At 34.0% G+C, this 12,498-nt stretch carries 11 protein-coding genes; all 11 read left to right on the top strand.

All coding sequences use genetic code 11. The annotated features are described in order from the left end of the window. The first annotated feature begins 96 nt into the window (after nt 1-96). The 11 genes from BN161_RS19290 to BN161_RS19240 all read left to right on the top strand — a co-directional run bounded on the left by BN161_RS19290 (nt 97) and on the right by BN161_RS19240 (nt 12,461). Entirely contained in the window at nt 97-1,302 is a 1,206-nt protein-coding gene (locus BN161_RS19290; protein WP_044269449.1) for an ATP-grasp domain-containing protein, read from the top strand. Beyond that, nucleotides 1,299-2,276: an aspartate aminotransferase family protein gene (locus tag BN161_RS19285; protein ID WP_125910877.1), complete on the top strand. Its 978-nt coding sequence runs from the start codon at nt 1,299-1,301 to the stop codon at nt 2,274-2,276. The genes BN161_RS19290 and BN161_RS19285 overlap by 4 nt, the downstream gene beginning before the upstream one ends. After that, the gene (locus BN161_RS28190) at nt 2,276-2,953 is read left to right on the top strand and encodes a CatB-related O-acetyltransferase (protein WP_052356338.1); all 678 of its coding nucleotides are present in this window, start codon (nt 2,276-2,278) and stop codon (nt 2,951-2,953) included. Before BN161_RS19285 ends, BN161_RS28190 begins: the two co-directional genes overlap by 1 nt. Then, a complete protein-coding gene (locus BN161_RS19275; RefSeq protein WP_044269447.1) occupies nt 2,953-4,218 on the top strand; it encodes an ATP-grasp domain-containing protein in 1,266 nt (421 codons plus the stop codon). The genes BN161_RS28190 and BN161_RS19275 overlap by 1 nt, the downstream gene beginning before the upstream one ends. Further along, on the top strand, nt 4,215-5,123 hold the full coding sequence (locus BN161_RS19270; protein WP_044269445.1) for a ketopantoate reductase family protein: 909 nt from the start codon (nt 4,215-4,217) through the stop codon (nt 5,121-5,123). The genes BN161_RS19275 and BN161_RS19270 overlap by 4 nt, the downstream gene beginning before the upstream one ends. Nucleotides 5,124-5,299: 176 nt before the next feature. Next, the gene (locus BN161_RS19265; protein WP_044269442.1) at nt 5,300-6,451 is read left to right on the top strand and encodes a TDP-N-acetylfucosamine:lipid II N-acetylfucosaminyltransferase; all 1,152 of its coding nucleotides are present in this window, start codon (nt 5,300-5,302) and stop codon (nt 6,449-6,451) included. Beyond that, the gene (locus BN161_RS19260; protein ID WP_044269440.1) at nt 6,423-7,625 is read left to right on the top strand and encodes a glycosyl hydrolase family 28 protein; all 1,203 of its coding nucleotides are present in this window, start codon (nt 6,423-6,425) and stop codon (nt 7,623-7,625) included. Before BN161_RS19265 ends, BN161_RS19260 begins: the two co-directional genes overlap by 29 nt. 10 nt (nt 7,626-7,635) lie before the next feature. Further along, nucleotides 7,636-8,841, top strand: a complete 1,206-nt coding sequence (gene wecC, locus BN161_RS19255) for a UDP-N-acetyl-D-mannosamine dehydrogenase (RefSeq protein ID WP_044269507.1) — start codon at nt 7,636-7,638, stop codon at nt 8,839-8,841. Nucleotides 8,842-8,859: 18 nt separating this feature from the next. Continuing rightward, nucleotides 8,860-10,011: a non-hydrolyzing UDP-N-acetylglucosamine 2-epimerase gene (gene wecB, locus BN161_RS19250; protein WP_044269438.1), complete on the top strand. Its 1,152-nt coding sequence runs from the start codon at nt 8,860-8,862 to the stop codon at nt 10,009-10,011. Nucleotides 10,012-10,218: 207 nt separating this feature from the next. After that, the gene (locus BN161_RS19245) at nt 10,219-11,316 is read left to right on the top strand and encodes an O-antigen polymerase (protein WP_125910876.1); all 1,098 of its coding nucleotides are present in this window, start codon (nt 10,219-10,221) and stop codon (nt 11,314-11,316) included. Next, nucleotides 11,316-12,461 (top strand): glycosyltransferase family protein, encoded by a 1,146-nt coding sequence (locus BN161_RS19240; RefSeq protein ID WP_044269435.1) that lies wholly within the window; start codon nt 11,316-11,318, stop codon nt 12,459-12,461. The genes BN161_RS19245 and BN161_RS19240 overlap by 1 nt, the downstream gene beginning before the upstream one ends. The last annotated feature ends 37 nt before the right edge of the window (nt 12,462-12,498 follow it).

The following is a 12,498-nucleotide window of genomic DNA, read 5'->3' as shown; positions in this document are numbered from 1 at the left end:
TAGTTGATAAATTTTCATGTTTGGATATTTTGCGTTTTAGAACTTTGCAAAAGTGTCTGAAATGAGAGTGTATTTTAGAGTACAAATGTAAAGAAGATGAAGCAAAAAAAATTAATGCTCTTGGGAGGTATTCGTTATCTCCTTCCCGTTATTGAGGCGGCTCACAATCAAGGCTATTATGTGATAACAGCAGATTACTTTCCTGATAACATAGCCCATAAGTATAGTGATGAGTATATAAATGTTAGTATTATTGATAAGGAAGCCGTCTTGGAAGTTGCCTGTGAGAAAGAAATAGATGGAATTATGTCATTTGGAGTCGATCCTGGAGTTGTGGCAGCTTCATATGTTCAAAACCATATGGGACTTCCTTCATTCGGTCCAACTGAATCAGTAGAGATACTTCAGAATAAGGATAAGTTCAGAGCCTTTCTATTTGAAAATGGCTTTAATGTGCCTTGGGCTTTCGGGTTCTCTTCTTTAGATGAAGCTTGGGACAATAAAAAGAAATATTTTTATCCATTGATTGTGAAACCGACAGATTCCGCCGGTTCTAAAGGAGTGACTCGTGTGGACAGCGAAAATGAGTTGATGCCTGCTTTATTGTATGCTTTTGAACATTCAATTAAGGGAAATATTATTGTCGAAGAATTTATAGAGAAGAAAGGATGTTCTTCAGATAGTGATAGCTTTTCTGTAAATGGAGAACTTAAGTTTATATCATTTTCCGCTCAGCGTTTTGATGAGAATGCAGTGGGTATGTTTGTCCCTGCTGCATATTCATGGCCTTCAACAATGAATGTGCAGCAAGAGTTGGAATTGTCTTCCGAGCTTCAGCGGCTTTTGGTTCTTCTTAAAATGAATACTTCAGTGTATAATATAGAAACACGTGTTGGCCTTAATGGCAAAACCTATATAATGGAAGTGTCTCCTCGTGGAGGTGGTAACCGTCTTTCTGAGATGATTCGTTACGCTACTGGAGTTGACCTTATCACGGCCGCTGTTCGTGCATCAGTTGGCGACGCGATACAAAATATAGAACAGAAGCCATATCACGGACACTGGGCAGAGATTGTGCTTCATGCTGATAAAAATGGAACTTTTGAAAGGCTTGAGATATCTAACGAACTTACGGCAGAGATTGTTGAAAGAGACTTATGGGTAAAAGTAGGAGATAAAGTAGACTGTTTTGAAGGAGCCAATAACGCGATTGGAATGCTAATTCTAAAGTTTAATACTCAGGATGAACTGGAACATGCTTTGGTAACACAACGTGAATGGTTGAAAGTAATTGTAAAATGATGAAAGCAATAGGCGGATATTTCTCTTGGGAGTTTCCTATGACTAAAATAGCATTTCCTCACGATAAGGGAGTTTTGGTTAATAGTGGACATGGAGCACTTCAACTGATTCTTCAAAACATAGGAAGAATTTCGAAGTTGTGGATTCCTTACTTTACATGTGACATAGTACCTGATGCATTGAAAGCAATAGGTGTGGTCTATGAATTTTATCACCTTAATTTTGATTTGGAGATCGGTAAATTGCCAGAACTTAAAGCGGATGAATATCTGTTATATACCAATTATTTTGGTGTTATGGATAGTTATGTTTTGATACTGGCAAATTATTATGGGGACAAATTAATAATTGATAACGCACAAGCTTTTTTTACTCAGGAATTTGAGGGATGCCATCAGATTTATAGTCCGAGAAAGTTTGTTGGAGTACCTGATGGTGGCATTGCTGTATCTCCTTTAAAGATAGATATAAGCAGACTTTCATCAAATGATGCAAGTGGTTATTGTTCACATTTAATATTGAGAGGCGAAGGAAAAGTAACAGAAGGTTATGAGTTATTCAAAAGTAATGATAATGCCCTTCGTGACTTTCCACTTGCGAAAATGAGCCAATTAACTCAGAATATTCTTCACTCTTTGGATTACCAGCAGATAATTGAAGTTAGGAAAAAGAATTATAGCTATTTACACTCTAATTTAGAAACAAAAAATGGTTTTGTTCGCTTACTTCAAAAACGCGATGAAAATTCCTTTACCTGTCCGATGGTTTACCCTTTTTATACAAATGATGTAACATTGCGGTCAAGACTCATGAAGAATAACATTTTTGTTGCACAATATTGGCCAAATATATTGGAATGGTGCTCTCCTATGGATTGTGAATATGCTCTATGTAACCATATTGTTCCTATTCCTGTTGACCAAAGGTATGGAGAAGAGGAAATGAATAGAATAATTGAAATTGTAAAAAGATAATGAATATAGAGGTATTGGAAACTCACAATGATGATTTTGTAGAAAAATCTTCTGAGAATGTGTCAGTCTATAGGTCTGTTCGTATCGTAAATTCTGAGGTTAACCGTTCTACTATTGGAGATTATGCTTATGTGAAAGACTCTTCTTTAGGAAATAATACTCTTATTAATCGTAATGCATTTATTCTCAATAGTAAGATAGGTGATGGATCTCAGATTGGCTTTAATACTAAAGTGATGTATGCTGAGGTTGGAAAGTTCTGTTCCATCTCTTGGGATTGTAGTATTGGAGGACCGAATCATAATATGAAAGCTTGTACTACTTATAATCTTACAGGGGATCGTTTACATTATTTAGAAACTAAATGTATTATAAAAGATGATGTGTGGATGGGGGTCGGAGTAACTGTAATGAGAGGATTATCAATAGGTTGTGGCTCTGTGATAGGAAGTGGAAGTGTAGTGACTCATGACGTGGATGACTATGAAATTGTTGCAGGTGTACCAGCAAGGCATCTTGGTTGGCGATTTGACGAAGAAATTCGCAGAAGGTTAAAGGAAAGCAGGTGGTGGGAGTTACCGCTTGAAGTTATAAAAGAAAATCATGAGCTCTTTTCAAAAGATATTAATGAAGAGGTGCTTGAACAAATTTTAATACTAACATCACATAATTCATAATGGGATTACTTAAAGGTAAGAAGCTTCTCATTTTAGGTGCAACTTTGATGGAAGCTGAAATTGTTGAGGCTGCACGTAAAGAAGGGATTTATACAATAGTAACGGACAATCATTCAAATTGGGATGATGCTCCTGCAAAGGCTATAGCAGATGAAGCTTGGAATATTAGTTGGTCAGATATTGAGACTCTGAGAACTAAATGTATTGAATACGAGGTTGATGGTTGTATTGCGGGTTTCTCGGAGAAACGTATTAGTTGTGCCCAAAAGTTGTCAAAGAATCTTAGGAAACCATTCTATGCAGATAATGCTAATCTTGACGTAATCCTAGATAAGATTAAGTTTAAGGAAGCGTGTATCAAGAGTGGGGTTATAGTTCCTAAAGCATTTAAATATGGTGATAAAATAGAATTCCCTGTAATTGTAAAACCGGCTGATAATGGTGGTTCACGAGGTATCTCTGTATGCTATAAGGAAGAGGAATTTCAAGAAGCTTATAAGAAAGCTTTAGATGCATCTGATAATAAAACAGTAGTTATAGAGCAGTACATTGTAGCAGACGAAGTTATGGTCTATTTCACTGTGCATGATGGTCTTGTTGATGTTTCTGCAATGTGTGATAGGTATATGCATCATTTTGGAACGGGAATAACTCAACTTCCAGTTGGCTATTATTATCCCTCAAAACATCTTGATACATTCTTGAATCATAACTCTAATAAATTTGAGGCATTAATTAAAAATTTAGGCATTAGGAATGGGCTCATTGCATTTCAGTCATTTGTTTGTGGTGATAACTTGATTCCTTTTGATCCGACTTATCGTCTTGATGGGACAATGACTTATCACGTATGTGAATACATAAATGGTTCTAATGTTCTTAAAATGCTTATTCGTTATTCGCTCACCGGTTCTATGGGAGATGACAGGTATATTGCTGCTATTGAGAATCCCCGGTTTGGCAAGATTGGATTTCAACTTCCTATTCTGTTGAAGAATGGTGTAATCACAAAGATTAGTGGGCTTGATAAAGTAAAAAAACTTAAAGAGGTTATTCATCTTTATCAGAATCATATTGAGAGCGATGTAATGACTAGGACTGCAGATTTTTCGCAAATTTTGTGTCGTATCCACATGGTTTCTGACAATGTAGAGAATATTCGTGAGTCAGTGGCCTATATTTATGACAATCTTAAGGTTATGGATGAGAATGGTGAAAATATGGTTATCTGTAAGCTTGAGATAAATAAAATCGGGAATTTATGAAAATAGGAATAATTGGTGCTGGCTGTGTTGGCAGTGTTCTTGTAGAACGTTTATCATATTTGAAAGAAGATGTAGAAACGTTTTTTATTGCGAAAGGGAAATTTGTCGAACGTTTACGTAATGGAATAAAAGTAAACGATAGCATTATTCAAATAGCGATTCCTGCAGTGGGTGATTGTTATGCGGATTTGATTTTTGTTTGTGTAAAGAACTATGACCTAGAACAAGCATGTGAAGATATGAGACCCTATGTGAATGTTAATACTATTATTCTTCCTATGTTGAATAGTGTAACGCCTACTCCAACCATAAGAGAATTTTATCCAGATAATAGAGTCCTTTATGGTTATATTAGTAAAATTGATGCATACAATGATGGTACTGGATATCGTTACAATGTTGCAGGTGATATTCATTTTGGTTATTCTAATAATACGGAAGTGAAGCCTGAACTTGTAGAAATCAAAAATATTCTTGATAGAGCTGGATTTATTACATTTGTAGATGTAGATATGAAGAGAGGTATTTGGAAAAAGTGGATGTTGAATGTTGGTGCCAATCAAGTGTCGGCTTTGACAGAAGCAGACTATATTCAGTTTTCAAAGATTAGGGAAATTCATCATATTCTTCGGTTGGCAATGCAGGAGTTACTCATCATTGCAAGTTATGAAGGTGTAGATCTTGGTACTCGTGATATTGCCGATACTATTGAATATCTCACAACTTATCCATATCCCAAAAAAACTTCAATGTTACAGGATATTCTTGCTCACAGAAAGACTGAGGTCGATTATATATCAGGAGATGTTATGAGACTCGCTCATAAATGGAATTGTCCATCTCCTGTGAATCTTACAATGTATTATTTGATCAAGGCAAAGGAGTCAACATACCTACTAGATTAGTCTTTAATATTTTATTAGTACCAGTAGGAGTATTAGTCATATAGCTTATTCTTTTCTCATAAGGGTAGCATTTTATCAATAGTTAATAATTTTGTTGTGTATCATGTTTGGGTATTTCATAACATATCTGAAAAGAAGAGGATGTTTTAAATTGAGTACAACTTATATTTTTTCAAATGAGACAGGGTAAAATAGTTATATTACATGTGTTCAATGATGAAAAATTCTTTGATATTGCGAGCGTATTTTTTGATTCTATACGAGGAATTGAAAACTTATATTATATGTATATACCTGATAATTCACTTTTTAAATTTATAAAAAGAAGTGAGAGTGTTAAGGTTATAACTTCTTATCAAAAATATATAGGTCTTTTTGGAGATCCTTCTATTGATATCGTATATTTCCACAGCTTGGATCCCAAGTATTATAAATATTTTAAATATATTTCACCGGAAAAAAAAGTTATATGGTGGTGTTGGGGATATGAAATTTATCATTCGGTAAGATTGTTGAAGCCATTGATTAAGCTGGACTTGTTTAAACCGAAAACTAAAGCTTACATTCGGAATCGTAGAAAGTCAATAAAGGATGTGGCGAGGTTATTATATTATGTAATAACCTATTTTCATGATAGTTTTATAAGAAGGAAAGTTTTGGCTCGGATTGATTATTTCACTCCTGTTATTCCTCTTGAATATACATTATTATTAAAAAAATATTCTATATTCCGTGCTAAGCCTTTCTTGTTAGGCTTAGGACCTGGCATTTCTCAAAAGAGTGAATTTGTTAACCATGAAAAAGCAAAACATATTCTAATTGGAAACTCTTTATCATATACGAATAATCACCTTGATATATTTTTTATTATTAGCAAATATAAATTGGGGAATCAAAAGATTGTGGTTCCTATAAATTATGGTGAAGATTATAATGCTGATAAAAAATGGTTTAAGGAAAACTCTTGTTTGGAAAAAGATTCGACTATATGGTTGGAAGATTTTCTACCTAGAAATGTGTATTTGGAATTATTCTCAAATATAACTCATGCTATATTTGGACATATTAGGCAACAAGCGATGGGAAATATCTATATCTGCTTGTTAAATGGAATTAAACTGTTTTTGTATGAGAATAGTTTGATTTATAAACAGCTGGTAGAATGGGGATTTAAAGTGTTTACTATTGATTCTGATTTGTCGGAATTGGCATTGAAGCAGGTATTGTCTCCCGAAGATGCACTTAATAATTATAATATTATGTGCAAGAGGAATGAAGGAAAAGTAGCTAAATACGAGGATGGTTTATATTCTATTTTTAAACAGTAGGGTATTACTGCTACTGAATATATTTATTGCATTATTCTTCATCTCTTGCTCGGATAATGAGGCTATTGATGACGATTCTTACATTGAGGTAAGGTTGTCTGATTATTTGAAGTATGGAGAAAATCATTCAGATGCTATCCGATTGTGCTTGAATGATTGTATACTTTATAAAACTAAAGTTATTCATTTTGATATTCGTGAAATTTGTATAGATGAAGCTATTTTATTGGATAGTAATACAACAGTTGTTTTGGAAGACTGTATAATCAAACAAAATAATGGTGTATTTGATAATGTATTTAGAGGAAATAATTTGGTTCTTGAGAATGATAATCCTTTTGGAATTCCATTGCATATAGATTCGATTTCCAATATACGTATAATAGGAAGAGGAGAATGTAAGATTATTGGTCCGGACGTAAATGCAAAGATTTATCACCCTGTTCGAAATGTAGAAGAAGATGCAATAGGTGACTATTATGGATGGAGGACATTACAAATATCTTTTTCACTTGCTTCTGATATTGAAATATCAGGTATTTCTTTTGAACAAATAAGATGTTGGGCTATATCTTTTGATAAATGTTCTAATGTCAGTGTTCATGATTTATCAATATTTTCCGATTGTAAAAATGGAGATGGTATTAATATTCGCTCAGGATGTCATCACTGTGAGATTTACAATATAACCGGAGATACTTCGGATGATACTATTGCTTGTAGTGCTTTGGGACGTAATGTGAAAAGAACTTATCCTAATGGTAATTATATTTATCCTATGGAACCTACTGTGAATTTAGATCCTACTGGTAATATGGATATATTTGAAATAAATATTCATGATATATCAACTGTTGGGAATCATCATGGTGTTATATTATTGACAGCTTATGATAATGAGATTTATAATATTTCGATATCTGACTTTGTTGAACCAGAAAATGCTAGTAGAAATCGTAGTTCAGTCTTATATCTATACACTGGTTACGGAGATCCTTCTTTATCAAACAAAATACATGATGTAAATATTCGGAATATAGTATCTAATACTGCTAAATATGTGATACAAAGTAATATGAAATGTGAAGATATTCATGTCAGTAATCTGACTCAGAACAATACTAATGGGGAGTTATATGATTTGAAACACATTGATGGATTTGAATTTAATTAAACGTTTAAATATGAAAGCTTGTTTTATGGGGTTAGGCTATATTGGTCTGCCTACTGCAATTATTGCCGCTAAATATGGCATTGAGATTATTGGAGTTGATATTAATCCTAAGGTTGTTGAAATGACGAACCAAGGGAAGTTACATATCATCGAGCCTGGTATGGAGGAGTTACTTCAAGAAGTTGTGAAGAATGGACAATTAAAAGCTTCTACTGTACCTGAAGTTGCAGATGCATATTTTATAGTGGTACCCACTCCTTTCAAAGGAAATCATGAACCGGATACATCGTATGTGGAAGCTGCTACTCGTGCGGTACTTCCTCTTCTCAAAGAGGGTGATTTATATGTTATAGAGTCGACTTCTCCTGTAGGAACTACAGATAGAATGAAAAAAATGATTTTTGAATTACGGCCGGAGTTAACAGATAAAATCTATATAGCTTATTGTCCTGAGCGTGTTTTACCAGGAAATGTGATCTATGAATTGGTGCATAATGACCGTGTAATAGGTGGTATGAATGAAGATTCCACTGATAAGGCCATTGAGTTTTATAGTCAATTTGTACAAGGTACACTTCATCGGACCAATTGTAAGACGGCTGAAATGTGTAAATTGACGGAAAATTCGTCACGTGATGTACAAATTGCTTTTGCAAACGAATTATCGTTGATTTGTGACAAAGCGAATATTAATGTTTGGGAACTTATCAACTTAGCTAATAAACATCCGCGTGTAAACATCCTACAGCCGGGGTGTGGTGTTGGCGGGCATTGTATAGCTGTTGATCCTTATTTTATAACAGCTGATTTTCCGATGGAGTCTAAAATTATTTCTACAGCTCGTGAAATAAATAATTATAAGGCATTTTGGTGTGCTGAAAAGGTAGAAAATGCTATGCTTAAGTTTGAGTTGGAACACCACCGTAAACCAACTATAGCCATGATGGGATTAGCTTTCAAGCCTGATATTGATGATTTACGTGAAGCTCCTGCTAAGTATATCACTACTAAAGTGATGCAAAGTTGTAATAATGCAGATATTTTGATTGTTGAGCCTAATGTGAAGGAACATAATGTGTTTAAATTGACAGATTATAAAGAAGCTTATGCAAAGGCGGATATTGTAGTGTTTTTGGTAGCACATACGATATTTAAGTCTCTTGCTTATGATGATAAGAAAATTATTCTAGACTTCTGTGGTATATATAAAAAGTAAATAATAAGTTTTGGTGGTATGAAAAAAATAATGTTGGTTTTTGGAACGCGACCCGAAGCCATTAAAATGGCTCCTTTGGTGAAGGAGTTTCAAAAATATCCTGAGAATTTTAAAACGATTGTTTGTGTTACTGGTCAGCATCGTGAAATGCTTGATCAAGTATTGCATATCTTCAATATTATTCCAGACTATGATCTGAATATAATGAAGCAGGGGCAGGATTTGTATGATGTGACGGCTCGTGTGCTGATAGGGATGCGTGATATTTTGAAAGAAGTTAGACCGGATGTTGTGTTGGTTCATGGTGATACTACGACATCCACTGCGTCAGCTTTGGCGGCTTTTTACCAGCAGATACCTGTTGGGCATGTAGAGGCTGGATTGCGTACCTATAATGTGTATAGTCCATGGCCTGAGGAGATGAACAGGCAGATTACTGGGCGTATTGCTACTTATCATTTTTCTCCAACATCTCTTAGCAGGCAGAATCTGTTGGATGAGGGGATCAAAGAGAATTCTGTTTTAGTTACTGGAAATACGGTGATAGATGCACTTTATATGGTAGTAGATAAAATCAAGCAAAATGCTATTCTTGATAAAGAATTGGAAGATACTTTGATAGTTTCAGGTTATGATGTTAATCGTTTAAAAAATGGGAAAAAATTAGTCTTAATCACAGGTCATAGAAGAGAAAATTTTGGCAATGGGTTTATTTCTATGTGTAGTGCAATAAAGGCACTTAATCAGAAATATCTGGATACGGATTTTGTATATCCCATGCACTTGAATCCTAATGTTCGTGAATCAATACATGAGGTTTTTGGTGAAGATCTTACTAATTCGGATAATATGTTTTTTATAGAGCCTTTGGAATACTTGGCTTTTGTCTATTTAATGGAAAAATCATCAATTGTATTGACTGACAGTGGAGGCATACAGGAAGAGGCACCAGGACTTGGGAAACCGGTACTTGTAATGCGTGATACTACAGAAAGACCGGAGGCTTTGGAGGCTGGTACGGTGAAGTTGGTAGGGACGAATTATGAAAGGATTATTGATGAGGTTTCTCGATTGTTAGATGACAAGGCTTATTATGACCAAATGAGTACTGCAGTTAATCCTTATGGAGATGGTCAGGCATGTATGAGAATTGTTAATTCTTTGTTATAAGAAGAATTTATGTTTGGCTGTGTTTGTTCTATTCTATTAATTATATTTATAGCCGTACAAATTTATAATAATAATATAAAGAGAAGTCCTAATTTGTTTTCTGCTTTTTCAATGGGTTTTCTCTTTTATTATTGTGTCGTTCCCATTCTCATTCAAATATGTAGAGTAGCAAGTGACGATAGTAACTATTTCTTTTCGGAATTTCTTATGGATAATGGAATGTCTCCGTTGTTCTATTACTTGCTGTTATTTGTTTTTTACTTAGTATTTCTTTTTTCTTATAGATATTCATCAGGGAAAGAAGAACATCAGTATTACTTTTCTCTGTTAAAAGCCAAGTTTTTTTTTACTTGTTTAGGATATTTTACATTAATAGTTGGTAGTATATCTTTGTTGATATATTTTAAGGCATTGGGAGGCTTTTTTCAAGCTCTTGTTATTGCAGAAGCGGCACGCTCTTTTTCTGCTGATATGGCTTCTTATGTCGGTGCCTCGTATAAGTTTATTGTATTAGCAAGATTTCTAAAGTTCTCTCCTTGGGGAATGCTGTTTTTATATGATTATAAAAAGACTTATTTGTCGAAATTATTGCTAATTGTGGCTGTCATATTTGTACTGATGTTATATATGTTCCAAGCAAGTCGTTCGGCTTTAGGAGCTTTTATTATTGCGTTTTCGTTTCCGTTGATAAAAAGATGGACGCAAAAACCGTGGCTTTTTATATTTACAGCTGCTATTGTGGGAATCAATATGCTCAATGTATTGGATGCTCTATTTGTGTATTTTGAGAAAGAGTCATTTGATGTATCTTCATTTGATTATGATGCAGTATTGTGGCAATTTGCACATCCTTACCGGAATTTGTCACATTCCTTTAATATTATTAATGATTATGGGATAGCTTATGGTTCGCATTTCGTAACCGGACTTCTGAATTTTATACCAGGTGTAACTACGGAGGCGTCATATGAAAGAACTTGTGAATACTATATGGGAGTAAATTGGAGGGATATGTATGGCATCCCCAATGATATAGTAACATTCTCAATTATTGAATTTGGCATTGTGGGTGTGGTTATTTATTCTTTTTTTATCGGTAAATTGTTGAGATGGCTTGATAAGAGTCTTGTTTTGTTGAAGGAAAGTGGAAAACTACCTGCTTTTCATACTATGTTTCAAGTAAGTCTAATGCTTGCATTTTTCTTTCATGTGGCATCTGCCGATATTAGTACTATTTATGCCAACTACTCACTTGTTGTATATCCTTTAATACTGATTTTGTCACTAAAAAAGAAAACTGTTTAATGAATATTTTATTTGTTACCACATATCCTTTAGAATATAATACTTCCGCTAATATAAGGAATATAGCATTAATAGAAGGATTGCTGAAGTTGGGACATGCGGTTTCTACTTATAGTCTATATCCGGAAGATGCCCGTTTTTTCAATAAGATACTTTCTATAGGAATAAAGTCTCGTTATTGGATAAATAAGGGGGATGCTATAAAAAGTATTTCAACAGTTCAGTTATCCAAATGGAATGTGTATGTAAAGAAAAAAGCTTATTATGTCTATAGTTTGTTTTCTATTTATGATAGAAGAAAAAGTTTTGTAAAACAGATAAATAGTAAGTTGTTTAATGAAAAATTTGATGTTGTGATATCATCATCAGATATGAAATCGGCTCATTTGTATGTCGAAGAGTTATTTAAGCAAGATTCATCAATAGCAAATAAATGGATTCAATATTGGGGGGATCCATTGAGTAATGACATTTCAGTTAAAAGATTGCTACCGGACTTTTTAGTGGAAAAAGAAGAGCAAAGGATAATCTCCAAATGTGATAAAGCTGTATACGTCTCTCCATTTACTGCTGATATGATAAAAAACAAGTATCCCCAGTTGGCAGATAAAATTGATTTTCTTCCTATACCAGTTGTAGAAACAGACGAAAATAGGTCTGGAACTTCTTCTACTAAACTATTGGGGTATCTGGGTGACTATGATACTGCCAATAGAAATATTCATCCTCTTTTGGAGGTAATAATCAATAATAATTTTGATTTTGTAATAGCTGGAAATTCTGATGTGAAAATAGAAAGCAATGATAAAATCAGGGTTTATAAGAGGATGCCGGTTGATGAAATAGAGAAAATGCAACAAGAAATTGATATATTTATTTGTCTTTGTAACAAATCAGGAACTCAGATTCCAGGAAAAGTATATCATTATGCAGCAACCTCAAAGCCTGTTATCGTTGTTTTGGACGGTGATAGAGCTGATGATATAGCTCAATTCCTTTCTACATTTGAACGCTATTATCTATGTAATAATAGACCGGACGAAATATTGAAGTGTATTAAAGCTGCAATGAATAACCACGAAGCTTATTCTCTTCCAGCTGTATTGAAAACAGAAAATGTAGCGCATGCAATATTAGCCAAGTAATTTTTTTGATTATTTATTCTGTAATACAATATTTCTC

This window comes from Bacteroides timonensis (assembly GCF_000513195.1).
Lineage (GTDB): Bacteria > Bacteroidota > Bacteroidia > Bacteroidales > Bacteroidaceae > Bacteroides > Bacteroides timonensis.
This window is presented reverse-complemented; position numbering and strand designations above follow the sequence as displayed.